This is a genomic window from Bradyrhizobium sp. KZN70725 (assembly GCF_055264925.1).
On record NZ_JBUYWT010000004.1, the window covers coordinates 173,022 to 197,661 of the forward strand.

Consider the following 24,640-nt stretch of genomic DNA (forward strand, 5'->3'; position numbering starts at 1 on the left):
TAAACCAATGGCGCGGCTTGTGAATTTAATGGGAGCCCTAACGCTGCCCACCGGCTTTTTCGACCCCGCAATACCACCCCCTTGCGCAAGCGTTGCCGGCATCCCAAGAAGAGTTGCACCGCCATTTCAGGGATATCATGACCGCATCGCCCAAGCGCCCGTCGGACCAGGAGGGATTCTTCTGGAAAACCAAGACGTTGGAAGAGATGTCCAACGCCGAATGGGAGAGCCTGTGTGACGGCTGCGCACGGTGCTGCCTGGAGAAGCTCGAGGACGAGGACACCGGCAAGATCTATTTCACCCATATCTCCTGCAAGCTGCTCGATTCCGGCCTCTGCACCTGCAAGGACTACCCGAACCGTTCCGACCAGGTTCCGGATTGCGTCCGCCTGACTCCCGAAAACGTCCGGACGCTGAACTGGCTGCCGCCGAGCTGCGGCTACCGGCTGGTGGCCGAGGGGCGGGACCTCTATTGGTGGCATCCCCTGATCTCGGGCGATCCCAACACCGTCCATGAAGCGGGAGTTTCGGTACGCGGGCGAGTGGAGGGCACCGAGCTCGACGTCAACGACGCCGATCTCGAGGATCATATCGTGCGATGGCCGGCGCTGCTGCCGAAACGGGCACAATTGAAGAAGCGGCCGAAAATGCTGGGCAAGACGACCAAAGCGTGACGTCGTCGCCGCGTCCGCGATCACGTCACCGCGAGAACATCGCCGCGGGATGCACCCATGCGCTGGGGTGCCTGCCTCAGCATTGAATTGCTGCATAAATTGCAAAGCAGAGAATGATTCCATCGCGGGATGCGCCCGCGCAGCAGCATTACGCCTCAAATGAACAAGTATGAACGGCAGAGCCGGATTCCTGCCGACCAAGAGACATTGCCCGACGACATTGCCGAAGAGCTGTCCTGCCTTCCGAGCGAGGTGATCGAACTCAGCGAAGCGCCGCCGCTGGCGCCGCCGGCACCACTCAATCCGGACGAGGTCCGCACCATCGTCATCAGCCTGATGCTGACGATGTTCCTGGCCGCGCTCGACCAGACCATCGTCGCGACCGCGCTGCCGACGATCGGGCGCCAGTTTCACGACGTCACCAATCTGTCCTGGGTGATCACGGCCTATCTCTTGGCCTCGACGGCGGTGGCGCCGGTGTTCGGCACGCTGAGCGACATCTATGGCCGCCGCGTCATGATCATCACCTCGCTCAGCCTGTTCGTGGTCGGCTCGGTGCTATGCGCGATCGCGCCCAGCATGACGATGCTGATCGTTGCCCGCGGTCTGCAGGGGCTCGGCGGCGGCGGCATCATGCCGGTGGTCCAGACCGTGATCTCCGACGTGGTGAGCCCGCGCGAGCGCGGCCGCTATCAGGCCTATTTCTCCAGCGTCTGGATGGCCGGCGGCATCCTCGGCCCGGTGGTCGGCGGCGTGTTCGCCGAGCATCTGCACTGGTCGATGATCTTCTGGATCAACCTGCCGCTCGCGGCGGCGGCGCTGGCGCTGCTGCTGCCGAAGATGGGCAAAATCCCGGTGTTCCACCGCAAGCGCAAGGTCGACTGGCTCGGCGGCATCCTGCTGATGGCCTCGGCCGTCGTGTTGATGCTGGTGCTGACCTGGGGCGGCACCCGTCTGTCCTGGCTGTCGCCGACCATCACCGCGATGGTGGGCGCCTCGATCGCGCTCGCCGGCGCCTTCGTCTGGCACGCGCGCCGCGCCGACGAGCCGTTCCTGCCGCTGTCGCTGCTCGGCGGCTCGGTGGTGCCGTTCGCGATGGGGGCGGGCGGCTGTGCGCTCGGCGCCATGGTCGGCCTCACCGTGCATCTGCCGCTCTATTACGAGGTGGTCTATCATCTCACCGCCAGCGAGGCCGGCCTCGCGCTGATCCCGCTCGCGGCGATCTCGACCTTCGGTGCGGCGATCGCCGGCCGGACCATGGCGAAGGCCAAGCACTACAAGCGCGTCGCCATCGTCGGCACCTCGGTGGCCGCGATCTGTGCCGTCGGCATGGCGGTGACGACGCTGCCGCTGTGGGGATTATTGCTGTTGATGAGCGTGTTCGCGCTCGGCCTCGGCACCACATTCCCGATCAGCGTGGTGTCGTTGCAGAACGCGGTGGCGCGGCCGCAGGTCGGTACCGTGACCGGCGCGATGAACTTCTTCCGCGCGATGATGGCCTCCTTCACGGTCGCCGCCTTCACTACCATCCTGCTGATGACGCTGGGGACCGACATCTCGCTCGCCGGCGAGCATCATGCCGCCTCCGCCGGCACCGTCAGCGCGATCCCGATGGCCGACATGATCCATGCGTTCCGCTACGTGTTCGGCGCCGCCGCCGTGCTGCTGACCACCGCCTCGATCTGCATGATCACGATGGAAGAGCGCCCGCTCGCTGGTCCCGCCGCCCACCCGCCGGCGGAGATGGCGGAGTAGAGGCAGTCGCCTCATACACCGCTGTCGTCGCCGCGGCGGATGTTGTGAATCGGACTCGTCGTTCCAAATCGCGTAACAATGAGCATCCGTGGTTGTGGGTCCCCGCTTTCGCAGGGACGGCATTGAGCTTGTCGCACGGCCAGCGGGCAACAATCCGCGTTCTCGCGACATGAATTGCCCGAGCCGTGCTTTTCGTTCCGCTCTCTCCGCTTCGCTCGCCCCGCGTAATTTGCCAGCGGGGAATGACGATCTGAGCGATCGGTGCACCACCACTTTATTCCCCCGCTGCCTCATGTTTGTTCATTTGGTGAGCGCCGACCCACTACTTTAGTCGCCGTCCTTGCATGGCGATCTGCGCGCAGTTTCACTTGCTGCGCATTTTGTCGCGGCTATAGTCGCGCCCCAAGAGCTCGAAGCAGCCGAAGAAAAAGAGGAGAGAAACAGGGTGACAAGAACATTGCGACTCCCCGTGCACGCGATGCAGAAACTTGCAGGAGCGGCCGTGTTGGGCCTGTTGGCTGCGGCGCCGAGCGGAGCGCTGGCTGCCGACACCCTCAAGATCGGCGTGATCGCCGAAGCGCAGGCGATTGCCGGTGCATCGATCCCGCAGGCGGCGCAGCTGGCCGCCGACGAGATCAATGCCAAGGGCGGCATCGACGGCCGCAAGATCGAGATCGTCAGCTACGACAACCACTCGTCCTCGGCGGATTCGGTGCGCGCGTTCCAGCGCGCGGTCAACGAAGACAAGGTCAACGTCGTCATTTCGAGCTACATCAGCGAAGTGGTGCTGGCGCTCGAGCCCTGGGCTTCGCGCCTGAAGACGCCGTTCGTCACGCCCGGCGCCGCCTCCAACGAGATCAGCAAGAGCGTCCACGCCGATTACGAGAAGAACAAGTACACCTTCCACGGCTACCTGACCTCGGCCGCGCTGGCGCTGTCGGTCTGCGACGCCGCCAAGGAGCTGCTGGTCGATCAGAAGCACATGAAGACCGCGGTCATCATGAGCGAGGATGCCGCGTGGACCAAGCCGCTCGATGTCGGCTACGAGGAGTGCCTGCCGAAGATCGGGCTCAAGGTCGTCGACCATATCCGTTTCTCGCCCGACACCACCGACTTCACGCCGATCTTCAACAAGGTCGAAGGCTCCAAGCCCGACGTGATCATCACCGGCATCTCGCATGTCGGCGTGCAGCCGACGGTGCAGTGGAAGAACCAGCAGGTGCCGATCCCGATGTTCGGCATTTCCTCGCAGGCGACCAACGAGACCTTCGGCAAGGACACCAACGATGCGGCGGAAGGCGTGCTGTATCAGGGCGTGTCCGGCCCGAACGTCGCGGTGACGCCGAAGTCGGTGCCGTTCGCGGAAGGCTTCAAGAAGCGCTACGGCAACTATCCGTCCTACGCGGGCTACACCGCCTATGACGAGGTCTACTACATCGCCGATGCGGTGAAGCGCGCCGGCTCGGTCGAGGCCGACAAGATGGTCGATGCGCTGGAGAAGACCGACTGGGAAGGCACCATCGGACGCGTCCAGTTCTACGGCAAGGACGATCCGTTCACCCATTCGATCAAGTACGGCAAGGGCCTGATCACCGGACTGATGCTGCAGTGGCAGGGCGGCAAGCAGGTCGCGGTCTGGCCGAAGGAGGTCGCCAAGAGCGATCTCAAGTTCCCGAGCTTCATCAAGGTCACCACGAACTGACTGATGATCATGCTCCCGGGCCCCACCCGGGAGCATCCCTGTTCGGTTCTGTGTCCTCCACAACAGGCAGCCCTGCTGCCGCGGCCAATCTGAGATGCTTGCCTTACAAATCCTGATCGATGGCTTTGCCATCAGCGCGCTCTATGCGCTCGGCGCCACCGGTTTCACCCTGATCTTCGGTGTCTCCGGCGTCCTCAATCTCTCCCACGGTGCCATCATGGTGGCCGCGGCGGTCGCGGCCTGGGCCGCGGCCAGCGTGCTGCACCTCGACATCTACACCGGCGCGCTGTTCGGTGTCGGCGTCGCGCTGATCGTGTCGTTCGCGACCTATTTCGCGGTCGTCAAGCCGATCCAGAATTCAACGCGGATCCCCAACGAGGAAAAGGAAATCTTCGTCCTCACCGGCACCCTGCTGTGGGGCATCATGATCCAGGAGCTGATCGCCTATTTCTTCACCAACAACGCCAAGACGGTGCTGCCGATCGTCGAGGGTGTCGTCGATATCTTCGGCAACCGCACACCGCGCAACAATATCTTCACCGCGCTGGTCTGCTGCCTCGTGATCGGCCTGCTGTGGCTACTGGTGAACCGCACCAGGACCGGCAAGGCGGTACTGGCGGCCTCGATGAACCCGCGCGGCGTCACGCTGCTCGGGCTCGAGCTCACCCAAATCTACATCGTGGTGTGGGGCATCTACGGCATTCTCGCCGGCATCGCCGGCGTGCTGCTCGGCATGTTCCTCGGCGTCAGCTCCTACAGCGTCGGGCCGCTGACCGCGAGCGCGTTCTCGATCGTCGTGCTCGGCGGCCTCGGCAGCGTGTCGGGCTCGCTGATCGCAGCCTTCGTCGTCGGCTATCTCGAGACCATCACGGCCTACATGATCTCGCCGGCCTATCGCACCATTCCGGCGCTGCTGCTTCTGGTGTTCGTGATGTATATCCGGCCTCAGGGCCTGCTCGGGAGGCGCTGAGATGGCCAGCTTCTTTTCCTCGCGCCTGTTCTTCATTTCGCTGTTCTGCGTAGTGGTCGCCGCGACGCTACCGTTCTACGTCTCGGGCTACATCCTCGGGCTGCTGACCGTCGCGTTCTATTTCGGCGTGTTCGCGATGGCCTGGGACCTCCTGTTCGGCTTCGCCGGCGAGGTCAATTTCGGGCCGACCTTCCTGATCGGCACCGGCGCCTACACCGCCGGGATCCTCAACAACCAGTTCGGCTGGTCGGTCTATCTCTGCATCCTGCTCGGCGCGCTGGCCTCGGTCGTCGCGGGCTTCGTGCTGGCGCTGCCGGCGCTGCGGGTGAGGGGGCCGTATTTCGGCCTGACCACGCTGGTGGCGGTCTTGATGCTGCAGAACTTCGTCGTGGTGTTCGCCGATCTCACCGGCGGCGAGATCGGGCTCACCATCCCCGACGTCATCACCATCAATGCCGGCGCCAATTACTGGATCGCGCTCGGCTTCATGACCGTGAGCGCGGCCATCCTCTACGGCCTGTCGCAATCGCCGGTCGGTCTCGTGCTGCAGGCGAGCGGGCAGGATCCGGTGCAGGCCGGTGCGCTCGGCTTCAACATCGTCAAGCACAAGCTCGCGGCCTTCATCGTCAGCGCCTTCTTCTCGGGACTGTCGGGCGCGCTGCTCGTGTTCTACTTCGGCACCGCCTCGGTCGGCACCGTGGTAGACGTTGCGGTCGGCGTGAACGTGATCGTCTCCGCCGTGCTCGGCGGCCGGCGCACCGTGCTCGGCGCCGCATTAGGCGCGATCTTCCTGATCGTCGCCGGCGAATTCCTGCGCCCGACCGGCGAGCTTGCGACCTTCATCGTCTCGGCGGTGGCGCTGCTCGTCGTCCTGTTCTTCCCCGGCGGTTTCCTCGGAGCGGCCCTGTCACGCGAGGCGCGCTCTTAAATGGATCAGACTGTGACCACAGCAACGCTCACCGTCCGTGGATTGACCAAAAGATTCGGCGGCCTGACCGCCGTGAAGAATCTCTCGTTCGACCTGCATCCCGGCGAGATTCTCGGCCTGATCGGGCCGAACGGGTCGGGCAAGTCGACCGCGATGAAGAGCGTGATGGGCATCGAGCGTCCGACCGCGGGCGAGGTGCTGTTCGAGGGCGAGAACGTCGCCGGGCTGCCTGCGCACAAGATCGCGCGCAAGGGTTTTGGCATGGTGTTCCAGCACTCGCGGCCCCTGAACCGGCAGACTGTGCTGGAGAACATCATGGTCGCGCTGTTGCCCGACAGCCTGTTCATGCTGTTTCCCGACAAGGCGCTGACTGAGCGCGCCAAGTGGATAGCCGAGCGCGTCGGGTTGGGGGCGGTGATGGACCGCCGCCCGCCGACGCTGCCGTTCGCCGACCTGCGCCGGCTGGAATTGGCCAAAGCGATCGCGCGCGACCCCAAGGTCGTGCTGGTCGACGAGCCCTTTGCTGGTCTCACCAGCGCCGAGGTCGGTACCTTCTCCGCATTGATCCGCAGCTTCCGCGACGAGGGCCGCGCGGTGATGCTGGTCGACCACAACGTCAAGAGCGTCGCGGCGCTGGTCGACCGCGTGCTCGCGATGTATCTCGGCGAGGAGATCACGACCGGCCGCGCCGAGGACGTGATGAAGAACGAGACCGTGCGGCGGGTCTATCTCGGCGGCGCGATCCAGACGCACGCGCGGCCCGAGACCTCGTTCAAGGACAAGGTGCCGCTGCTGCAGGTCGAGAATATCAGCGTGCATTACGGCAAGGCGCAGGCGCTGGAAAACGTCTCGATCCACGTCCATGAGGGCGAGTTCGTCTCCGTCGTCGGCCTCAACGGCGCCGGCAAGACCACGCTGTTCAACACCATCTCGGGTTTCCTGCCGTATACCGGCGAGATCCTGCGCGGCGGACAGCCACTGCGCGGCACGGGACCCGCGAAGATCGCTCGCTCCGGCCTCGTGCAATGTCCGGAATCGCGCGAATTGTTCGGCGAGATGACGGTGCGGGAAAATCTCGACCTCGGCGGCCAACATCTCGACGACGCGGCGCGGGCCAAGCAACTCGCCTGGCTGTTCGAGCTGTTCCCGATCCTGAAGGAACGCCAGGGCCAGATGGCGCAGACGTTGTCCGGCGGCGAGCAGCAGATGCTGGCGATCGGCCGCGCGCTGATGATGCAGCCGCAGATCCTGATCCTGGACGAGCCGACGCTGGGGCTTGCGCCGGTTATCCTCGAGCTGCTGTCGAAGGCGCTGGAGAAGCTGCGCCAGACCACCAAGATCACGGTGCTGCTGGGCGAGCAGAACGTGACGTTTGCGCTTCCGCATGCCGACCGCGTCTATGTGCTGGAGCACGCGCGGATCGTCTGGGAGGGCGATCCGGGCCGGTTCGCCGCGGAGGCCGGCAAGGACTTTCTCTGACGTTCGCAGTTTGAAAAGAAGAAAGCAAAGCAAGGGAGATCATGATGACAGCATATTCAACCGCGACCCGCGTGAGCCTGTTGGCCTCGGCGCTCGCGCTCTGCCTCGCGGCACCGGCCTATGCGCAGTCCAAGGACCCGATCAAGATCGGTATCATTGCCGAAGTGCAGTCGATCGCGGGCGCGGCGACGCCGGGCGGCGCGCAGATCGCAGCCGACGAGATCAACGCCAAGGGCGGCGTGATGGGCCGCAAGATCGAGATCGTCACCTACGACAACAAGAGCTCGTCGGCGGACTCGGTGCGCGCCTTCCAGCGCGCGGTGAGCGAGGACAAGGTTTCGGCCGTGATCGCGAGTTACATCAGCGAGGTCGTGCTGGCGCTCGAGCCGTGGGCTGCGCGGCTGAAGATGCCGCTGATCACGCCCGGCGCCGCCTCGAACGAGATCACCAAGGCGGTGCACAACGACTATGAGAAGAACAAGTACACCTTCCACGGCTACCTGACCTCGGCCGCGCAGGCGCAGCTGGTCTGCGACGCGGCCAAGGAGCTGTTGGTCGACCAGCTCAAGTTCAAGTCGGTCGCGATCATGAGCGAGGACGCGGCCTGGACCAAGCCGCTCGACGTCGGCTACGAGGCCTGCCTGCCGAAAGCGGGCCTGAAGGTGGTCGAGCACATTCGCTTCTCGCCCGACACCACCGACTTCACGCCGATCTTCAACAAGATGGAAGCCGCCAAGCCCGACGTGATCGTCACCGGCATCTCCCATGTCGGCGTGCAGCCGACCGTGCAGTGGAAGAACCAGCAGGTGCCGATCCCGATGTTCGGCATCAGCGCGCAGGCGCTGAGCCCGACCTTCTGGGGCGATACCAACGGCGCGGCCGAGGGCGTGCCCTCGCTCGCGGTGGCGACTCCTGATGTTGCCGTCACGCCGAAGACCAAGCCGTTCGCGGCGGCGTTCAAGGCCAAGTTCGGCACGCCGCCGGCCTATACCGGCTACACCGCCTATGACGAGGTCTACATCATCGCCGAGGCAATCCAGCGCGCCGGCTCGACCGATCCGGACAAGATGGTGACCGAGCTCGAGAAGACCGACTTCGAGGGCACGATCGGCAAGATCCAGTTCTACGGCAAGAACGACGAGTTCACCCACGGCATCAAGTCCGGCCCGGGCGCGGTGACCGGCCTCGTGTTCCAGTGGCAGGGCGGCAAGCAGATCACGGTCTGGCCGAAGGCGATCGCCGAGGGCCAGATGAAGTTTCCGAACTTCGTGAAGCTGTCGCAGTAGCAGGCGTACGCGCCGTCATTGCGAGGAGCTCGCGACAAAGCAATCCATTTATCCCGGCGTGGAGGGGTGGATTGCTTCGCGGAGCCTGTCATCCGGCGGCGCTTCGCGCCGACCGGGTGGCTCGCAATGACGATCGGCGAATGTGAGTCCCAAGCTACTTGCGCGTCGGCGGCGCCGTCTGGATCGTCGGCGCGGCCGCCGCGAGCAGCGCGGCGCGGTCGCCGTTGCGTGGCGGATAGATGCGCTGCTGGTTGATGGTCTGCTTGGTGAGCTTGGCGGCGGCGCCTGTGGTGTGCACCTCGCGGTCCCAGCCGGTGGTGTAGAGCGCACCCCAGGCGCCGAGATCGAGCACCGTCACATACCAGTCGATATTGAGCGGCAGCAACTTCTCGCCAAACAGGTCCGCCACCACATTGTGGCCGGCGAAGCGGCCCATCGGCCGCGCGAACTGGCACGACATCACGGTCGGGTGCTCGCCGTCGATCAGGCAGGCGGCGACGTCGCCGGCGGCGAAGACGTCCGCAAGGCCTTCGACGCGCATGGTATGGTCGACCTTGATGCGGCCGAGCGCGTCGCGCCTGGCCGGCAGCGAGGCGGCGAGGGGGCTGGCGCGCATGCCGGCGCACCACACCACGGTTTTGGTCGGAATGATCTCGCCGCTATCGAGCGTGATGCTGTCGGCGCCGACGGCACTGACCCGGACGTTCAGCCGCGTCTCGACGCCGAGCGTGGCCAGCGCCTCGTTGATGACCGGGCGGCCATGCGCGCCGAAGGTCGCGCCGACGACGGGATTGGGATCGATCAGGATGATCCGATGATCGCCGGTGATGCCGGCGTGCGCCAGCTTGGCCGGCATCTCGGTCGCGACCTCGATCCCGGTGAACCCTGCGCCGACGACCGCGATGCTCGCGCGTGCCTCTGACGGCGGCTCGTTGCCGAGCGCCGCCAGATGCGCGTCGAGCCGCATCGCTGCCTCATACGTGTCGACATCGAAGCCGTGGGCGGCAAGGCCCGAAATGGCGGGGCGGACCAGCTCACTGCCGGTGGTTAGCACCAGCCGGTCGTAGCTCACAACCTCCGCGCCCGCGCTGGTCTTGATCGTGACCGCGCGCGTCGCCGGATCGATCGCCGCGACCTCGGCCACCATGTGGCCGACGCCAACCGGATCGAGCAGGTCCTTGAGCGGCAGCGCGACGTCGCCGAGATCGACCTCGTAATTGCGCACCCGGATGTTGTGATAGGCGTTGCGATCGACGACCAGGATCTCGGTGTCCGCTGCCCGTGCACCGATCTCGTCGCGCTTGCGGGCTGCGCCGAGCGCGGCCCATAGCCCGGCAAAGCCGGCCCCCAGCACCAGGATGCGCGCCATCTCTCCCTCCGAAGTTGCACCGGAGGGAGCTTGCCTGCGCTGGCGCGGTCAAATCAAGTGGCAGAGCGGCGTGTGAGGTGCCGTCACGTCCCCGGCCGCGACACCTCGGTCTCCTTGCTGGTGATGAATTCCAGCAGCACCGGCACGCCCTCCTTGGTCTTCTGGATGCCGCGCTTTATCGCGGGGATGATGTCCTCGGGCTTGGTCACCCGTTCGCCATAGCCGCCGAAGGCGCGGGCCATCGCGGCGTAATCGCCGGAGATGTCGGTCGAGCGGTATTTCTCGGTCGAGATCGGCATCACCTTCAATTCGATCGCCATCGAGAAATTGTTGAGCAGGATCGACATGATCGGAATCCGCTCGCGCACCGCGGTCTCGAAGTCCATCCCCGTAAAGCCGATCGCGGCGTCGCCCCAGACATTGATGCAGAGCTTGTCCGGCTTGGCGAGCTTGGCGCCCATCGCGAGACCAAGGCCGTAGCCGAGCTGCGTGGTCTTGCCCCAGCCGATATAGGACAGCGGCTCGACGGACTTCCAGAACGGCGAAAGCTGGTCGCGCGGGCTGCCGGCGTCGTGGGTGATGACGGTGTTGTGGATGTCGACGGTGTGCTGCAGGTCCCACAGCACGCGGTAGGGATTGAGCGGCGCGTCGTTGTGCGTCAGCTTCGGCATCCACTTGGCGAGCCACTCCTTGTGGGAAGCGGCAATCTCCTCGGCGACCGCACTTGCGTTGCGGTCCGAGGTCACGGTCTTACCGATCTCCTCCAGCAGCGCGTCGAGCACCAGGCCGGCGTCGCCGACCAAACCGACCTTGGCCTCGACATCCTTGTTGATGTGGTTCGGATCGAGCGTCGAATGGATGATGGTCTTGCCCTTCGGCATCGCGATGCCGAATGACGTCTCGGTGAAGGAGCAGCCGACGCCGAAGATCACGTCGGCTTCGGAAAGAAATTTCGGCACCGCGCGCGGCACCGCGAGGCCGCCGGAGCCGAGCGAGAGCGGGTGCGTCTCGGGGAAGGACGACTTGCCGCCGAGGCTGGTGGTGACCGGGATCGCGAGCCGTTCGGCGAGGCGCTTCAGCTGCGGCCAGGCCTTTGCATAGTGCACGCCCTGGCCGGCATAGATCACCGGACGCTTGGCGCCAACGAGCAGGGCGGCTGCTTCCTTCACATGGACGGGGTCGGCGCCGTAGCGGGTGCGCAGCACCGGCGTGTAGTTCAAAGGCTCCGGCACCTCCTCGTTCCACATGTCGGCGGGGATTTCGACGATGACCGGCCCGCCGCGGCCGTTCTTCAATTTTGTAAACGCCCGCCGAAAGATGTTGCAGACCTCGGCTGCGATGTTGATCGGCTCCGACGATTTTGAAAACGCCTTCATCGCCTGGCTGGAATTGAAGTTCGGGTCGATATTCGCCAGCCGACGCGCATAGCCCATCGGCAGCACCAGGACGGGCACGGATTCGCCGTAGCACTGCGCGACGCCGCCCATCGCGTTCTCCGCGCCGGGGCCATGCTGCATGCAGAAGGCGCCGATCTTCTCGCCCGAGGTGACGCGGGAGATCGCGTCTGCCATGTGCACGCCGATGCGCTCCTGGCGCACCATCACCGGGCGGATGTCGGCATTGGCGGCGTATTCGATCAGGTGGTTGACCGGGTAGCCCGTGAGGATCTCGATCCCCTCGCGCTTCATGATTTCCGCGATCGCGGTGCCGAGCTTCATGACGGTCACTCCCTTTGCATGCGGCCGGTTCGTTCCGGCCTCGTTGTCGCCTGTCCGATAAAGGAACAGGATTCCGCGGCACCGGTAAAGCGCGGCCGGGGCCGGATCAGGTAGTTCTGATATGCGTTTACGACTGGAGCTGTTTCCGCTCAGACAGGATCAGAACGGAGCTCTAGATACTTGTTTTGACGCGTTTTCTTTGCGCGAGCCGGTGTCCACTTCGCTGGAAAGCGCTCCGGCCGCGGCCAAGTGCCTCGCCCGGCGGCAACCCGATGCAGGCAGAACTAGCACGGAAATTCGCTGCAACTTTTAAGCGACCGTTCATCCTTTCCCTCAATGGGCCGTCAACCAATGTGGCCTAGTTTGGCCGGCATATTACTACGGCGCGGGAGAAAAAGCCGCGAGCGTCGGACAGGAGCTTTTCATGCGCGCGTTGATGGCAAGGTTTCTGCGTGATGAGGTCGGGGCAACGGCCATTGAATACGCCATCATCGCCGGAGGCATCAGCATCGTGATCGTCGCCGGCGTCAGGGGCATCGGCACCAGCGTGAGCGGCCAATTCAATGCCGTCAGCTCGGCATTCAAGTAAGCCCTGCCGGCAGCTCGGCATTTTCCGGATTCAGTCGTCCCCGTTCAACGCGCGCAGCATCGCGATGCGCGCGAACATCAACCAGCCGGCGCCTTGTTCCGCCGCATTGATCAGATGCTCGACCGCGATCTGCCAGCGCGTTTCCTGCTGGGTGTCTTCCGATAGCTTCATGATGTAGTCGGCGGCGTGCTGCAGCGTCACCAGTGTGCCGCCGCGATGCAGCGCGATCGGTTCGTCAAACGGCGTCGACCAGGGCATCTCGACCGGAACATCTCAGGCGCTGTGGACCGGGCTCATCTTGCGGTCGCTGCGCTAGCCTGCCTTCGTGCGCGCCGCGGTGCCCTGGGCGCGCGTTGTCTTCTCGGCCTTCTTCGGCTCGGGTTTGGCGGCCTCCTTGGGCTCGCGCTTGCCGCTGCCCGAGATCGGCAGCAGCATTTCGCGCTGGCCCTCGATGCGCTTCTTCGGCTTCTTGCCCTTCGCGGCCTTTGCCTCGGCCTTGGCGGGCGCGGCCTGCTTCTCGTTGGCAAGGCTCTTCTTCAGCGCGTCCATCAGGTTGATGACGTTGCCGCTGGTCTTCGCCGCGGGCTTAGCGACCTTGATGCCGTTGCGCTTCTGGTTGATCAGGTCGATCAGCGCCTGCTCGTAGCGGTCCTCGAACTCCTCCGGATCGAAGTCGGCGGACTTCTGCTCGACGATGTGCCTGGCGAGATCGAGCATGTCCTTGGTGATCTTCACATCCTGGATGTCGTCGAAATACTCCTTCTCGCTGCGCACTTCATACGGGTAGCGCAACAGTGTGCCCATCAGCCCGTTGTCGAGCGGCTCGAGCGCGATGATGTGCTCGCGATTGGTCAACACCACGCGGCCGATCGCGACCTTGTTCAGGCTGCGGATGGTCTCGCGGATCACCGCAAAGGCGTCGTGGCCGACCTTGCCGTCGGGAACGAGGTAGTAGGGGCGGATCAGATAGCGGCTGTCGATCTCGCTGCGCGGCACGAATTCGTCGATCTCGATGGTGCGGGTCGAATCCAGCGCGATGTCGTCGAGCTCTTCCTTGGTGACCTCGATATAGGTGTCGGTGTCGACCTTGTAGCCCTTCATGATGTCTTCGGTGGAGACTTCCTCGCCGGTCTCCGCGTCGACCTTGGCGTATTTGATCCGGTGGCCGGTCTTGCGGTTGATCTGGTTGAAGGAGACCTTTTCGGTATCCGATGTCGCCGGGTACAGGGCAACCGGGCAAGTCACGAGCGAAAGGCGCAAAAAGCCCTTCCAATTGGCGCGAGGGGCCATGGGGAAACTCCAGGGAAACTCCGATTACGCAACCGACGGAACGGTCAAGGATAACACCGGGAACCCCAGTTTGAAACAACACGGCCCGGTGAATCTCGCAACGGCGTTAACCGTGTCCTCGCGCTGCGCCCGTTTGACGCGGCGGGCGGGACTGCCGTCGGCCCAGCCGTCAACGCTCTCGGAACATCGCTCCCGATCACGCGTTGGCTGTCGAAGGGGCGCGGCAAACGCCGGAATTACAGGCACTTAAGCAAAGAGGTTGCCATGGCAACGGAACGACACGGTCAAATCGTCGAAACCCCGACCGAGGCACGGCAGGCCGAGCCTGGACCTTCGGTTCTCGCGCTGCTCACAGCCTCGACAGGGCTGGCCGTTCTGATCCTCGGCATTGTCTGGTTCGCCTTTTTCCGCGTGTGAGGCGATTATCATTGGTTGACCGCGTGCGAGGACTTGATTGTTAAACTGAGAGGCAGGGCGAAGCGGGCAGATTGCTCCCGGGAAGAATCCGTTCGGTCGCGCCGGCCTCCGGCGCGCGGCTATCCTGCATGCCGGCCACATCGCCTGGTCAAGCTGCACGACCGTCTTGATCGACGTATGTGACGTCGATCGGGCGAGGATCCGAAGGGAAATTCCGGCGCGCGGGCCGCCGCGATCGCCGACGTAAAATTCCTGATCGTGTCGAACGGAATTTCCACTGCGCGATGGCGTGCGGCCTGGCGGCGTTTTGCAGCGGTGATCTGTGATGCGCGATGCGAATGGCTGCTGCGACGCGTCACGAGATCATCGAAATTGACTGCTAGCTGATTTGAATCAGCTACGCCTTGAGCCTGAGATGTTCTACTCGCAAGAAGAAAAAAACTCGTTGCTGGCGCGCTTCAAGGAGAAAAGCGTTTCAGGTGTCTTCGTCGGACTGACGGTGCTGGCGATGGCGGGGTGGATTTATCTTCTCAGCTCGATGTTCCTGAAATTCATGCTCTGGTGGTTCTCCTGAGACGTTCTCTCGCGAGAACAATTATTGTCGACGCTGATCATTGATGCGTCGTTCGATTGCACAAAAATTCCAGCGGCTGAACAATCTTTCGGCGCGTCCAATCATGATGTCGTCACAACTTCGAATGTTAATAACATCGGGGCGAACGTGGACGGTTGTGATGGTTTCTCCTGCTCTGATTCTCGCGGCGGTGTTCGTCGCAGGCTTCTTCTCCGGTTTCGCCGCGCGCTCGTGGCGGTCGCACAAGCGCCGCGCGCAATATCGGATCTATGCACCGTATGTGGCGCCATCAGCCGCGAAATCGTCGAGGCGGGAACAGCCGGTCAGTGCGTTCGGCCACATGCGTCGCGCGTTCTAGCGGAGTAGTTCGATCGAGGTAGCGCGACGGTGTGCGGTGAGTTGGGGTTGGCTGGCAACATGCAATCGGTCATCATGTCGGCGTCCGTCGCGGCAGGCGGGTTGGTTGCATGCCAGCGTGCCCCTGATCTCGTCGCCAGCCCCGCGGATCGCAAGGGAACTTTCACGTCATGAGTGATCTCAGGGGGCATTCGCCAAGGCGGTATGTCGTCGATGTCAGTGGCAAGCGTGTGCTGGTCGGGCTGACGCTTGAGGAGACGTCGGAGTTCGAGGACCTGGACTCCTCGCTGCCGGGACTGGCGGACGGGCACGATAACGGGACGGGCCTGGTGCCGTCAGCCGGTGAGGGACGGTGGCTCGAGCTCTATGACAAGCACGACAAGGCCTGGATCAAGTGGAAAGCCGACCTGAGGGCCGGGCACGAGGGCAATTCACCCTTTTTTAACTAAGACCGGGCGATTTTGACCTGTGCTGCCTCAATGGGCCCGAACCGGATACTGACAGATGTTTCAGCTGTTTTTGCGGTCTCGCGCGCAGGACCTGATCAAATCGCGGCGCGGCGAGGAAGGTTTCAAGGCACGCTCGGCCGAGCGCGATGCCGAGACCGATCGCGCCCGGATCGGATCGATCATGGCCGCGATCGAGGCCGCGTTGCAGGCGGCCGAAAGCGAGCAATCCGGTCTTGGCCGCCGCGTCGATGATGTTCTGGCCCGTGCCGCGGTGACTCTCGGCAACGGCACCGACGAATATCTGGAACGCGAGGCGCTTGACAACTATCATCAAGACCTGTTTGACGCCGAGATCTCCAACGGCCAGCGCCGGCTGAAGGAATTGGCGACCGAGATTGCGCACTTCAAGTTCATGAAGGCCGCGGTCCTGAGCCGCTTTCCGGACTACAAGCCTCCGGCCGCCAGCAACTGACGCCTGGCGGCGCGCAACGCGAAGACAGCTGCGGCTGCCGCGTGTAACGGCTTATTCGAATGGTCCGGCGCAAGGCGAAAGGCACGGGCAAGACGTGGTGATCGCAGGCAATCTACTCGTCACGGGCTGCGCCGGCTTCATCGGCTTCCATCTGGCGGAGCATCTGCTGCGGGCAGGGCAGCCGGTCATCGGCCTCGACAATCTGAACGACTATTACGACCCCGCGCTCAAGCGCGCGCGCCTCGATCTGCTCAAGCAGCACCGTGGCTTCACCTTCGTGGAGCTCGACCTCGCCGACCGAGCCGGCATGAAGGCGCTATTCGAGCGTTATCGCTTCGAGGTCGTGGTGCATCTCGCCGCGCAGGCCGGCGTGCGCTATTCCCTGCAGAACCCGCACGCCTATGCGGATTCCAATCTGGAGGGCTTCCTCAACGTCCTCGAGGGCTGCCGACACACCGCGTGCAAGCACCTGTTGTTTGCGTCCTCATCGTCGGTCTATGGCGCCAACACCAAGTTGCCGTTTTCGGTCCACGACAATGTCGACCATCCGGTCAGCCTGTACGCCGCGACCAAGAAGGCCAACGAGCTGATCGCCCATTCCTATAGCCATCTGTATCGCGTACCGGCAACCGGGCTGCGGTTTTTCACCGTGTATGGGACGTGGTATCGGCCGGACATGGCGCTCTATGCGTTCGCCGACGCGATCACCAAGGGCAAGCCGATCCAGCTGTTCAACAATGGCAACATGCGGCGCGACTTCACCTATGTCGACGACGTGGTCGAGGCGATGGTGCGGTTGATCGGCCGCGCGCCGGAAGGCGATGTCAACTGGTCGGGAGCGCATCCCGATCCGGGCTCGAGCCGGGCGCCGTGGCGGGTCTACAATATCGGCAACAGCAGGCCGGAAGAACTGATGCATGTGGTGGCGCTGCTCGAGCAGGGCTTGGGGCGGCAGGCCGAAAAGCAGTTGATGCCGATGCAACCGGGAGATGTACTGGAGACGTCGGCCGACGTCTCCGACCTGGAGCGTGAAATCGGCTTCCGCCCGCAGACGCGGATCGAGGATGGCATTGCCAGGTTTGTCGCCTGGTATCGGGCCTATCACGACGTCGATCGGACCTAGGCGCCGCGAGAAGCGTCGTCGTGTTCCAGCTCGCGGTCAGAGCTTGATCTTCGCGCAAACGCGATCCGCGTTTTGTTGCGACGGAAGACCGCTTCGCACTTCTCCGGATCATGCTTTAGTGCGCTCATTGCGAGTCCGGGCTCGAGAGAAAAAACTGATTCAGTTTGGAACGGAGTGTGGCAATGCGAGTTATCTGGGGTTTTGCGATCGTCTCAGCCGTGATCATGATCTCCAGCGCAATGGTTCCCGCGCATGCGATCGACGTGCAGGTGGCGCGCGCCTGCGATGCCTTGGTCGCGAAGGCATTTCCGCCGCTACAGCCCGGCAATCCCGCTTCCGGGAGCGCGCGGGGAGGCGCCAAAGCCCAGCGGGACTATTTCAACAAGTGCGTCGCCAATGGTGGCAAGATGGACGACGATACGCCTCCTAAATCGAAATAGCGCGCGATCGCGACGCGTGGCGAATTAGCGATGCTTATGGCGAATCTTCGCTGTCGCTGCTGTTCGTGAGGGCTGTGCAAGCGCGTGCGAATGCAGCGACAAGCGCGCGAAAGGCGTCCGCTCCCCTCTGTTCAAGCCGGACGCTTCGGTCCCGCTCATTTTAATTAGAATAGCGTTAGCGCGGTTGGGTCCGGCGGAGGCGAAATCGCGCTTGATCCGATGTCCAGCGTTGAATTCATTTCGCTGGATTGCTCGAGCGCTTCAAGGCACCGTCAGCCGCTTCAATATTCGCAACCGGTCGAAACACTCTGCGATCCTTGATGGACGTGGCAGCAGCAGATTTTGCGTCTAAGGAGCAGCTTTGGTGGAATATCTTGTGTGCACCTGAGCGCGTCCCTTGAAGCGCGATCGCTGTAACACGGCGACATTGTGATAGCCGGACAATGCACGTTCGGTTGAACGACTTGGCAGCCATCAATGATCACCAAGCAATATCATGCGCTTGGTAGAGCTTCCGACCCACATTGAGCCGCGTTGTCCAGCCGCGCGCCTCATAGCTGCCGCTGCCAACTCATCTGTACGACACATCAAAGGCCGCCGATCGGGCGCTTCGCGATCAGGTTGTGGAACCTGATTGAGAAAATTTAACTCGGAGCCATGTTGGTCGCAAACCTGCCCCATTAACCGCCTTCCATGTGCGCGGAATAACCCTGTCATCGAAACTTCAATCACATCGCTCATACCCTTAACCGCAGAGCGAGGGCGCGCCATGAAGCAGCACAAAGTTCAACATTTGCATCAGCCGATCGAAGAGGCGTTGCTCGCGACCAATCAATCGCTGCGCAACGAAGTCGTTGCGCTGATGCTTGATATCGCTGAGTTACGTGAAATCCAGGAACGCCCGGGCTCGTCGCGTTCGTTCGGCATGTCTCGAGAGCAGAACACCCCGCGCGTCGCGCTGCGCCGGGTTCACAGCTGAAGTCCGTCAGCCTCTTTCTCATCGGCAGAATATGCGGCCACATCCTCGCCAATCCGGCGAGCATGCTCGCGCGCCTGCAGTTGCGGACATTTCAATTCTAAATTGAATGATGCGCTGGCCCGATACTCGTTTAGGCGAGCTGGCGGACGTTGCTGCGGATAATCGCGGTCGTGAGGGTGGGGGCGGTCAGTGCTCCAGCGGCACGGACTTGCGTGCCCCGACATCGGACAGACGCTCGCGCAGGATCCAATTCTGCAAGACCAGTTCGACCGCGGTATGCCGGAGCTCGCAATTCTCCGCGACGAGGCGTTCCAGGATGTCGGCCGCCTCGCTTGACGCGGGTTGGTTCCCCTCGAAGACCTTGAGACGCGCCATGGTGTCGATCCTCGCAAAAATGTTGATCAGAGGCTGGCTCTGACAAGCGTCAGCACAGAATGGTTCGCGGATTATCGGGCGGACGTGGTTCCGCCTGATGGCCTCGGGTGGGAAAGCGCTTAATTGATAATTCGTGGATCGAGATATGAGCGTTAGGTTTCGTGAAAATAATCCTCAAATATGTTGAAACCCTCGTGACACCTAACATCCTAGTAACTACTGCTGGGCGTGTACGCCCGCAAGCGGCCGGACGCGAAACTCGCGGGATTAATTTGTTAGAAATTTGTGAAAGTTGCGCTTGACCGGTGGGGCGATTATCGCGGCGAGGCATGGCGCACTCACAATCTGTCGAGAGACCGATTGAATATTCTCATTTGCTTCCCGTTTGAGAATGCAAACAGTGCGCCAGTTATCCCGATCAAACTCTCATACACAGAAAGTCGTATAACTTTTTTTATCGGGCCCTTTCAGCGGAGGAATATTCCCCGTATATTCCGCTCAATACCTTGCAGCTTCGGCGTTTCTTCGCACTATGTGTTGCTGCCGACCGGCAAGTTCGAGGCTCCCGAAAGGCCCCCGGGAAACCCTCAATTTGAATTTCCTGTTGCATTTACATAGCTTATAGGCCATGCGATGATTGCTAATCTAGGGGGCAATGAGATGACCAATGAGGCGTCATTCTACTGAGGAGATCAGTTCCAAGGTCAAACAGGCCGAGGAACTCATGGCGCGGGGGCAGTCCCAGGCCCAAGCGTGCAAGGTGCTGGGCGTTAGCGTGATGACGTTTCATCGCTGGCGCAAGCAGGAGGCCGCACGCGGCCACCAGGCGAATGGTACTGTTACCGAATTCGCCGCTCGCACCGATGATAGAGATGGGATCCCCCCTGTCCATAACCGTATTGATGAATTACGGCTGGAAAATGAACGGCTGCGCCGGATCGTGACCGACTTGCTGCTCGAGAAAATGAAGATCGAGGAAAAGCTTGCGCTCAGGTCCGGCGGCGGGAGCGGCTTGCCCCGCCGTGGTGAAGCCCAAAGCTGACGTAAGCTATCCGTTAGTGGATGCGTGAAGGCCTGGGAGCCAGCAGCAGCTGGTCGCTCAGATGTGCCTTCTCCGACCTTGCGCGCAGTTCTGCGAAGATCGGACGCAGTCTGGCCTGCGCAAGGTCCAGGCCCCTGACGATGTCCTGATTCGGCATGTCGGCCGGGAAGCGGGCCGCGCGCAGCTTTGTCTCGATCGCCTTGACCAGCACCTCGACGTCGTCGCGGTGCTGGCCCGCGACGAGCTCGGCGCCCATCAGGCGGATGAGATGGAGGAGGGCCACCAGCGCGGCCTCGGTTTCGCCAGCCGATGAACTCATGCGCGCTCTCTATCCGATATCCGCAGCAGCTCTTGCGAGCTCACGACTCGCCTGATAATACACATATGAATTGTTAACACGAATGTTAATTCCCGATGGCCGACCTTTCGGACGCTCGATTGGCGAAGGTACCGGTTAACTTCGGCGCCTTCTCGTTCGCTTTCGCCTCCCTCGAGGCGTTTGCCGTCGCGTTCGAGATGATAATCGTCGTGCTGTCCAGCATCGTCGGCGGCGCGGCCTATCACCTCTTTTACTACCACACGGTTTATAGCAACAGCTTCGAGGGTTTTCTAGGGATCGGGGTCCTCGCCGCCATCCTTCACATGTTCGTGGCGAAGTCGCAGGGCCTTTACAATGCGCAGGTGCTGGCCGGTCTCGACCGGCGCTGGAGCAGCCTGCTCGGCGGATGGCTGCTGGTCGTTCTGCTGATGACCCTGATCATCTTCCTTTTGAAGGTGGGTTCCGGCGTCTCGCGCGGGTCGGTGCTGTCATTTGGCCTGATCGGCGGCCTCGGGCTGGTCGGCGGACGGATGCTGCTGCAGGCGCCGCTGCAACGCGCGATCGACCGCGGCATGCTGGCCACGCGCCGCGCGGTCGTGGTCGGGATGGCGGACGAATTGTCCCGGGTGCGGCAAGCGAGCCTGCTGCGCGATTTCGGCCTCAGCGAGGTGCGACGGGTCCAGCTCTCCGGATCGTCCGATGACGCCGGCGACCGCGCCGCCGTCGCGTCGGCCATTCTTGCAGCCCGCGAGTGCGGCGCCGACGAGATCATCCTGGCCATGCCCTGGCAGCAGGAGCCGCGCATCCAGTTCGTGTGCGATCAGCTGCGGGCATCGCCGCTGCCGGTGCGGCTGCTGCCGGACCGGACCGCGGAGCGGTTCCTGGCGCTGCGGATGGTGGCGACCGGCCCGATCCCGACGCTGGAAATGCAGCGCTCGCCGCTTACTTCGCTCGAGCGCGCCGGCAAGCGACTGTTCGACATCGTGGCGTCCAGCGGCCTCCTGGTGCTGTTCGCGCCGCTGCTGATCGGAACGGCGATTGCGATCAAGCTCGACTCCAGGGGGCCGGTCCTGTTCCGGCAGCGCCGCAACGGCTTCGACGGCAAGCAATTCACCATTCTCAAATTCCGCTCGATGCACGTGCTCGAGGATGGCGATATCATCACGCAGGCCCGCCCGAACGATCCGCGGCTGACCGGGATCGGCGCGACCCTGCGCCGCCGCAGCATCGACGAACTGCCGCAGCTGGTGAACGTATTGCGCGGCGACATGTCGCTGGTCGGGCCGCGGCCGCACGCGCTGGCGCATGACGACAAATATTCGAAGCTGATCGCGAGCTATGCAGAGCGCCAGCACGTCAAGCCCGGCATCACCGGTCTCGCGCAGGTGCAAGGGCTGCGCGGCGCGACGCCGGCGATCGAGGACATGCAGCTGCGGGTGGCGCATGACCTCATCTACATCAAGAGCTGGAGCTTCGTGCTCGACCTGCGCATCCTGCTGCGCACGGTCGGCGCGGTGTTGCGTCACAAGGGTATCTGACGGCTGGGCATCTGGGCGCCAGGCGCGCGTTACTGCGGAATGCTCTGGTTGGCGTCCTTGAACTCCGCCTCGATGATGCGCCGGTTGGCGTCGCCAGCCACGCGATAGGCCTGCCCGATCGCGCCCTTCAGTTCCGGCGCCCGCGTGAGGATCAGGCGGATCTGCCGCTGCAGCAGGTCGACCAATTCGACATCGCGCGTGGTGTCGACTTGCGCCAGGAGGATCAGGCGCGGCGCGATCAGATCGCTGCGGTTGAAGCCGGTATAGTAGGACATCTTGAGCGCCTTCGACGCGGTCGGGTTCAGCCAGTCGAACCGTCCGGTTGCCGAGGCGAGGCCGAACCAGGCGCCGGCGTCCATCGGCGAGAGGCGAAGCGCCCGCGTGAACGCGGCTTCGGCCGCCTCCGGTGACGTCTGCAATTGGCTCCAGCCGTCGCGCAGCCACAGCTCGCCTCTGACCATGCCGACCTCTGCGGCGATCGCCGGTTTGGCGCGCAATGCATCGGCGGCAAGCCACCAGGTCGACAAGGCGAGCGTCGCCGCGCCGATCGCAGCGGCGGCCGGCACGAAGGCCGGCGAGAGACGCCTCGCATTCCGGCCGATCGCGTCAGCCATCGTGTTAGCCATCGCATTAGCCATGGCGCGCGGCCCGGTTGCCGGTCATCAGCAGGGTTCGCCGGGCTCCCTCGAGCTTGACGCAGGTCAGGCGGCCGGTCGCATAGGCACCGGTGTCGACATTGATGCGGTTGCGCAGCAGCTCGGCCTCATGCACCGGCGTATGGCCGTGGACCACGACCTTGCCGAAGTCATCTTCCGAGATCAGGAAGTCGTCGCGGATCCAGAGCAGATCCTCCTTGCGCTGCTGGTTGAGCGCGACGCCGGGCCTGACGCCGGCATGGACGAAGAAATAGCGTTTGTGCACATAACAGAGCGGCAGCGAGCGCAGGAAGGCGAGATGGGCCGGCGGCATCTGGCGGATCAATTGCCGGGCGAGCGCCCTCCGTTCGGAAGCGTCGGGATTGGGCGAGGGCGTCAGGCCGTAGGACATCAGCGTTTGCAAGCCGCCAAACTGCCGCCATTGCGCGAGCATGTCGGGATTGACGAGAAATTCCAGCAGGCAGGCCTCGTGATTGCCGAGCAGGCAGACTATGCTGCGGGTGCGGCGGCGTTGTTCGAGCATGGCGATGACATCGCGCGAATCCGGTCCGCGATCGATATAGTCGCCGAGGAACACCTGGATCGGTCGCGCCGGCCGGAACCGACGGATGTCGGCATCGATGCGGGCGCAGATCTCGTGCAGCAGGTCGGCGTGACCGTGGATATCGCCGACGGCGTAGATGCAGGTCTCGTCGCCCTCATGTTCGAGATCGCCGGTCTGGCCGACAAGACGCTGGAGGAAGCTGCGCATCTGGCGTCTAGCCCGCCTGCGACCGTGAACGGCTGATCCGCTGTGCCAGTCCTGTTCCGATCACGGCTCCCAACACGATCACTCCGGGCAGCGCCGGCAATTCCGGCAAGGTGAAGCCAGCAAGCAGCAGCGTCAGCAGGACGGCTGCCGCCGATGCAGGGTAGGACCAGTCGCGGCCGCGATTGCGCGCACCGGCCGTGAACGCTGCGATGCCGACGATGATAGCCGCGACTAAAGTCCAGAACATGGCGGAACCGAATTGCGCGATCAAGGCCGCGGCGCTGGTCGCAACCACGGGCCGCGTGGTGGCGCCCTGCCAGTCCATATAGGTCGACGCCAGCGTTGCCGTGGTGCCGGCGCCGCTGCCGAGCGCGGGCAGGTCGGCGAGCAGATTGTGGGTCGATTGCACGAACTCGGACGGTGCATGAACAAAGGCGACCGCAAGCGGCACGTCGGGATGACGATTGCCGATCGCCGTCGCCAGGGCGATCAGCGCGATCGCTGTCGCCGCAGCAGCGCTGCTCCTGCGGTGCAGATGAAGTTTCCGCGCGGCGAAGGTCATCAGGACGAGGGCGATGCCCGCGGCGATCGCGATCGCGGCGCCGCGCCGCCCAACCCAGCAGGCGCTGGCGGCGCAGAGCAGCGCGCCGGCAGCGAGCAGCCAGCGCAGCCGTGTCAATTGGGCGGCGGTGCGGCCATCGGCGTGTCCGCCGACGTCGAGCGCGCGCGCAAGGCCGAGCGGAACGCCAACGAGAACGACGACCAGGAATCCGTTTGCCGTCTCATCGCGTGCAGCGCCAGACCAGACTTTGACCGGATCGCTTGATAGCAGCAGGATCAGGGCCGCGACGGCCGCGGTTGCTGCAACGGTGCGGGCCACCATATCGGCGCGGCGGGCGTCGATCGCGACAGCGGCGGCGGTGATCATGGCTGACATGAGTGACAGCCAGATCAGCAGCGCGCCGAAGCTTGCGCCGGTGTCGATCGTGATGCTGCCGCTGAGCTGTGCTCCCAGCGTTTCGCCGGCGAACTTCCACACCGGATGCGCCAGGGCCGCCAGCGGAAACATCTGCAGGACGATCCAGAGCACCGGCAGAAGCGCCGCCGCAACAGCGGGACCGGCGACCGACTTCAGGAACGACAGCTCACCCGGACGGATCGCCACGAGGCTTGCGAGCAGCCCTAGCGACGTCGCCGCGCCGACGAGACCCGTCGCGAGCGATGCGTCGATGAGACCGAGCGGAATCGACGCCCCGATCAAGATGCAGATGAAGGCCGTGACGTTCCACACGAGAGGGGGAGGTCCTGCAGAGGATGAGACGCAAGGCAGCGGGATGCCCCGGGCTTGCCGCGAGGTCAACGGAAATCGGCCACGCCAAAGCGGGCAG

The 24,640-nt window shown here is 63.6% G+C and carries 27 protein-coding genes; 18 read left to right on the forward strand and 9 right to left on the reverse strand.

What is annotated here, in order from left to right:
• The first annotated feature begins 137 nt into the window (after positions 1-137).
• The 7 genes from ACZBJS_RS05665 (at position 138) to ACZBJS_RS05695 (ending at position 8,794) form a co-directional block, all read left to right on the forward strand.
• Complete coding sequence (locus ACZBJS_RS05665; protein ID WP_092079527.1) at positions 138-674, forward strand: YcgN family cysteine cluster protein; 537 nt, start codon at positions 138-140, stop codon at positions 672-674.
• A 159-nt stretch (positions 675-833) separates the two neighbouring features.
• On the forward strand, positions 834-2,429 hold the full coding sequence (locus ACZBJS_RS05670; protein ID WP_316394515.1) for an MDR family MFS transporter: 1,596 nt from the start codon (positions 834-836) through the stop codon (positions 2,427-2,429).
• Positions 2,430-2,907: 478 nt separating this feature from the next.
• Positions 2,908-4,131 carry an ABC transporter substrate-binding protein gene (locus tag ACZBJS_RS05675; RefSeq protein ID WP_076833190.1) on the forward strand — a complete coding sequence of 408 codons (1,224 nt, stop codon included), beginning with the start codon at positions 2,908-2,910 and terminating at the stop codon, positions 4,129-4,131.
• Between the two features lie 94 nt (positions 4,132-4,225).
• Positions 4,226-5,101 carry a branched-chain amino acid ABC transporter permease gene (locus ACZBJS_RS05680; RefSeq protein WP_050424320.1) on the forward strand — a complete coding sequence of 292 codons (876 nt, stop codon included), beginning with the start codon at positions 4,226-4,228 and terminating at the stop codon, positions 5,099-5,101.
• A 1-nt stretch (position 5,102) separates the two neighbouring features.
• Positions 5,103-6,029 (forward strand): branched-chain amino acid ABC transporter permease, encoded by a 927-nt coding sequence (locus tag ACZBJS_RS05685; protein ID WP_141342549.1) that lies wholly within the window; start codon positions 5,103-5,105, stop codon positions 6,027-6,029.
• Positions 6,030-7,508, forward strand: a complete 1,479-nt coding sequence (locus ACZBJS_RS05690) for an ATP-binding cassette domain-containing protein (protein ID WP_141342550.1) — start codon at positions 6,030-6,032, stop codon at positions 7,506-7,508.
• 41 nt (positions 7,509-7,549) lie between these two features.
• Complete coding sequence (locus ACZBJS_RS05695; RefSeq protein WP_076833195.1) at positions 7,550-8,794, forward strand: ABC transporter substrate-binding protein; 1,245 nt, start codon at positions 7,550-7,552, stop codon at positions 8,792-8,794.
• Positions 8,795-8,948: 154 nt separating this feature from the next.
• Here the strand turns inward: ACZBJS_RS05695 and ACZBJS_RS05700 are convergent, their stop codons facing one another.
• Both ACZBJS_RS05700 and ACZBJS_RS05705 read right to left on the reverse strand, forming a co-directional pair.
• On the reverse strand, positions 8,949-10,163 hold the full coding sequence (locus ACZBJS_RS05700) for an NAD(P)/FAD-dependent oxidoreductase (RefSeq protein WP_463438496.1): 1,215 nt from the start codon (positions 10,161-10,163) through the stop codon (positions 8,949-8,951).
• An 83-nt stretch (positions 10,164-10,246) separates the two neighbouring features.
• On the reverse strand, positions 10,247-11,881 hold the full coding sequence (locus ACZBJS_RS05705; RefSeq protein ID WP_141342553.1) for a thiamine pyrophosphate-requiring protein: 1,635 nt from the start codon (positions 11,879-11,881) through the stop codon (positions 10,247-10,249).
• Positions 11,882-12,305: 424 nt separating this feature from the next.
• Between ACZBJS_RS05705 and ACZBJS_RS05710 the strand changes: the two genes are divergently transcribed.
• Entirely contained in the window at positions 12,306-12,470 is a 165-nt protein-coding gene (locus tag ACZBJS_RS05710) for a Flp family type IVb pilin (RefSeq protein ID WP_016841801.1), read from the forward strand.
• Positions 12,471-12,500: 30 nt separating this feature from the next.
• Here the strand turns inward: ACZBJS_RS05710 and ACZBJS_RS05715 are convergent, their stop codons facing one another.
• Together ACZBJS_RS05715 and ku are read right to left on the reverse strand one after the other, a co-directional pair.
• Complete coding sequence (locus tag ACZBJS_RS05715) at positions 12,501-12,728, reverse strand: hypothetical protein (protein WP_016841800.1); 228 nt, start codon at positions 12,726-12,728, stop codon at positions 12,501-12,503.
• A 54-nt stretch (positions 12,729-12,782) separates the two neighbouring features.
• Positions 12,783-13,760: a non-homologous end joining protein Ku gene (ku, locus tag ACZBJS_RS05720; RefSeq protein WP_463438497.1), complete on the reverse strand. Its 978-nt coding sequence runs from the start codon at positions 13,758-13,760 to the stop codon at positions 12,783-12,785.
• A gap of 264 nt (positions 13,761-14,024) precedes the next feature.
• Between ku and ACZBJS_RS05725 the strand changes: the two genes are divergently transcribed.
• From ACZBJS_RS05725 to ACZBJS_RS05760, 8 genes are all read left to right on the forward strand, one after another.
• Positions 14,025-14,177: a hypothetical protein gene (locus ACZBJS_RS05725; RefSeq protein WP_016841798.1), complete on the forward strand. Its 153-nt coding sequence runs from the start codon at positions 14,025-14,027 to the stop codon at positions 14,175-14,177.
• Positions 14,178-14,592: 415 nt separating this feature from the next.
• On the forward strand, positions 14,593-14,751 hold the full coding sequence (locus ACZBJS_RS05730; RefSeq protein WP_168856472.1) for a hypothetical protein: 159 nt from the start codon (positions 14,593-14,595) through the stop codon (positions 14,749-14,751).
• A 43-nt stretch (positions 14,752-14,794) separates the two neighbouring features.
• Positions 14,795-15,109, forward strand: coding sequence for a hypothetical protein (locus ACZBJS_RS05735; protein ID WP_141342555.1), 315 nt, complete (start codon positions 14,795-14,797; stop codon positions 15,107-15,109).
• Positions 15,110-15,278: 169 nt separating this feature from the next.
• The gene (locus ACZBJS_RS05740) at positions 15,279-15,557 is read left to right on the forward strand and encodes a hypothetical protein (protein WP_057020207.1); all 279 of its coding nucleotides are present in this window, start codon (positions 15,279-15,281) and stop codon (positions 15,555-15,557) included.
• 55 nt (positions 15,558-15,612) lie between these two features.
• Positions 15,613-16,029, forward strand: a complete 417-nt coding sequence (locus ACZBJS_RS05745; RefSeq protein ID WP_057020208.1) for a hypothetical protein — start codon at positions 15,613-15,615, stop codon at positions 16,027-16,029.
• A 94-nt stretch (positions 16,030-16,123) separates the two neighbouring features.
• Positions 16,124-17,152 (forward strand): NAD-dependent epimerase, encoded by a 1,029-nt coding sequence (locus ACZBJS_RS05750; RefSeq protein WP_141342556.1) that lies wholly within the window; start codon positions 16,124-16,126, stop codon positions 17,150-17,152.
• 182 nt (positions 17,153-17,334) lie between these two features.
• Positions 17,335-17,592 carry a hypothetical protein gene (locus tag ACZBJS_RS05755; RefSeq protein WP_246786786.1) on the forward strand — a complete coding sequence of 86 codons (258 nt, stop codon included), beginning with the start codon at positions 17,335-17,337 and terminating at the stop codon, positions 17,590-17,592.
• 769 nt (positions 17,593-18,361) lie between these two features.
• Positions 18,362-18,571: a hypothetical protein gene (locus tag ACZBJS_RS05760; protein ID WP_016841790.1), complete on the forward strand. Its 210-nt coding sequence runs from the start codon at positions 18,362-18,364 to the stop codon at positions 18,569-18,571.
• A 186-nt stretch (positions 18,572-18,757) separates the two neighbouring features.
• Here ACZBJS_RS05760 and ACZBJS_RS05765 read toward each other — a convergent pair whose 3' ends face one another.
• Complete coding sequence (locus tag ACZBJS_RS05765; RefSeq protein WP_028331611.1) at positions 18,758-18,946, reverse strand: hypothetical protein; 189 nt, start codon at positions 18,944-18,946, stop codon at positions 18,758-18,760.
• Between the two features lie 667 nt (positions 18,947-19,613).
• On the opposite strand from ACZBJS_RS05765, the gene ACZBJS_RS05770 reads away from it, so the two are divergent.
• Positions 19,614-19,988, forward strand: coding sequence for a helix-turn-helix domain-containing protein (locus tag ACZBJS_RS05770; RefSeq protein ID WP_018270679.1), 375 nt, complete (start codon positions 19,614-19,616; stop codon positions 19,986-19,988).
• Between the two features lie 13 nt (positions 19,989-20,001).
• On the opposite strand, the gene ACZBJS_RS05775 is transcribed toward ACZBJS_RS05770, so the two are convergent.
• Positions 20,002-20,307: a hypothetical protein gene (locus ACZBJS_RS05775; protein ID WP_092079551.1), complete on the reverse strand. Its 306-nt coding sequence runs from the start codon at positions 20,305-20,307 to the stop codon at positions 20,002-20,004.
• A gap of 119 nt (positions 20,308-20,426) precedes the next feature.
• On the opposite strand from ACZBJS_RS05775, the gene ACZBJS_RS05780 reads away from it, so the two are divergent.
• A complete protein-coding gene (locus ACZBJS_RS05780) occupies positions 20,427-21,845 on the forward strand; it encodes an undecaprenyl-phosphate glucose phosphotransferase (protein WP_229193131.1) in 1,419 nt (472 codons plus the stop codon).
• 29 nt (positions 21,846-21,874) lie between these two features.
• Here the strand turns inward: ACZBJS_RS05780 and ACZBJS_RS05785 are convergent, their stop codons facing one another.
• The 3 genes from ACZBJS_RS05785 to ACZBJS_RS05795 are packed head-to-tail and all read right to left on the reverse strand — an operon-like array spanning position 21,875 to position 24,543.
• Positions 21,875-22,459, reverse strand: a complete 585-nt coding sequence (locus tag ACZBJS_RS05785) for a hypothetical protein (RefSeq protein WP_310880756.1) — start codon at positions 22,457-22,459, stop codon at positions 21,875-21,877.
• A gap of 16 nt (positions 22,460-22,475) precedes the next feature.
• On the reverse strand, positions 22,476-23,252 hold the full coding sequence (locus tag ACZBJS_RS05790; RefSeq protein ID WP_316394485.1) for a metallophosphoesterase family protein: 777 nt from the start codon (positions 23,250-23,252) through the stop codon (positions 22,476-22,478).
• Positions 23,253-23,259: 7 nt separating this feature from the next.
• On the reverse strand, positions 23,260-24,543 hold the full coding sequence (locus ACZBJS_RS05795) for a hypothetical protein (RefSeq protein WP_463438498.1): 1,284 nt from the start codon (positions 24,541-24,543) through the stop codon (positions 23,260-23,262).
• Between the last annotated feature and the right edge of the window lie 97 nt (positions 24,544-24,640).

Excerpts from the sequence above, each read along its gene's own strand:
- ACZBJS_RS05675 (WP_076833190.1), top strand. The coding sequence starts at position 2,908 with ATGCAGAAACTTGCAGGAGCGGCCGTGTTGGGCCTGTTGGCTGCGGCG.
- ku (WP_463438497.1), bottom strand. The coding sequence starts at position 13,760 with ATGGCCCCTCGCGCCAATTGGAAGGGCTTTTTGCGCCTTTCGCTCGTG.
- ACZBJS_RS05715 (WP_016841800.1), bottom strand. The coding sequence starts at position 12,728 with ATGCCCTGGTCGACGCCGTTTGACGAACCGATCGCGCTGCATCGCGGC.
- ACZBJS_RS05770 (WP_018270679.1), top strand. The coding sequence starts at position 19,614 with ATGAGGCGTCATTCTACTGAGGAGATCAGTTCCAAGGTCAAACAGGCC.
- ACZBJS_RS05755 (WP_246786786.1), top strand. The coding sequence starts at position 17,335 with ATGCGAGTTATCTGGGGTTTTGCGATCGTCTCAGCCGTGATCATGATC.
- ACZBJS_RS05710 (WP_016841801.1), top strand. The coding sequence starts at position 12,306 with ATGCGCGCGTTGATGGCAAGGTTTCTGCGTGATGAGGTCGGGGCAACG.
- ACZBJS_RS05690 (WP_141342550.1), top strand. The coding sequence starts at position 6,030 with ATGGATCAGACTGTGACCACAGCAACGCTCACCGTCCGTGGATTGACC.
- ACZBJS_RS05740 (WP_057020207.1), top strand. The coding sequence starts at position 15,279 with ATGAGTGATCTCAGGGGGCATTCGCCAAGGCGGTATGTCGTCGATGTC.
- ACZBJS_RS05785 (WP_310880756.1), bottom strand. The coding sequence starts at position 22,459 with ATGGCTGACGCGATCGGCCGGAATGCGAGGCGTCTCTCGCCGGCCTTC.
- ACZBJS_RS05735 (WP_141342555.1), top strand. The coding sequence starts at position 14,795 with ATGCGTCGTTCGATTGCACAAAAATTCCAGCGGCTGAACAATCTTTCG.
- ACZBJS_RS05680 (WP_050424320.1), top strand. The coding sequence starts at position 4,226 with ATGCTTGCCTTACAAATCCTGATCGATGGCTTTGCCATCAGCGCGCTC.
- ACZBJS_RS05665 (WP_092079527.1), top strand. The coding sequence starts at position 138 with ATGACCGCATCGCCCAAGCGCCCGTCGGACCAGGAGGGATTCTTCTGG.
- ACZBJS_RS05705 (WP_141342553.1), bottom strand. The coding sequence starts at position 11,881 with ATGAAGCTCGGCACCGCGATCGCGGAAATCATGAAGCGCGAGGGGATC.
- ACZBJS_RS05790 (WP_316394485.1), bottom strand. The coding sequence starts at position 23,252 with ATGCGCAGCTTCCTCCAGCGTCTTGTCGGCCAGACCGGCGATCTCGAA.
- ACZBJS_RS05745 (WP_057020208.1), top strand. The coding sequence starts at position 15,613 with ATGTTTCAGCTGTTTTTGCGGTCTCGCGCGCAGGACCTGATCAAATCG.
- ACZBJS_RS05700 (WP_463438496.1), bottom strand. The coding sequence starts at position 10,163 with ATGGCGCGCATCCTGGTGCTGGGGGCCGGCTTTGCCGGGCTATGGGCC.
- ACZBJS_RS05695 (WP_076833195.1), top strand. The coding sequence starts at position 7,550 with ATGATGACAGCATATTCAACCGCGACCCGCGTGAGCCTGTTGGCCTCG.
- ACZBJS_RS05760 (WP_016841790.1), top strand. The coding sequence starts at position 18,362 with ATGAAGCAGCACAAAGTTCAACATTTGCATCAGCCGATCGAAGAGGCG.
- ACZBJS_RS05670 (WP_316394515.1), top strand. The coding sequence starts at position 834 with ATGAACAAGTATGAACGGCAGAGCCGGATTCCTGCCGACCAAGAGACA.
- ACZBJS_RS05775 (WP_092079551.1), bottom strand. The coding sequence starts at position 20,307 with ATGAGTTCATCGGCTGGCGAAACCGAGGCCGCGCTGGTGGCCCTCCTC.
- ACZBJS_RS05730 (WP_168856472.1), top strand. The coding sequence starts at position 14,593 with ATGTTCTACTCGCAAGAAGAAAAAAACTCGTTGCTGGCGCGCTTCAAG.
- ACZBJS_RS05765 (WP_028331611.1), bottom strand. The coding sequence starts at position 18,946 with ATGGCGCGTCTCAAGGTCTTCGAGGGGAACCAACCCGCGTCAAGCGAG.
- ACZBJS_RS05685 (WP_141342549.1), top strand. The coding sequence starts at position 5,103 with ATGGCCAGCTTCTTTTCCTCGCGCCTGTTCTTCATTTCGCTGTTCTGC.
- ACZBJS_RS05725 (WP_016841798.1), top strand. The coding sequence starts at position 14,025 with ATGGCAACGGAACGACACGGTCAAATCGTCGAAACCCCGACCGAGGCA.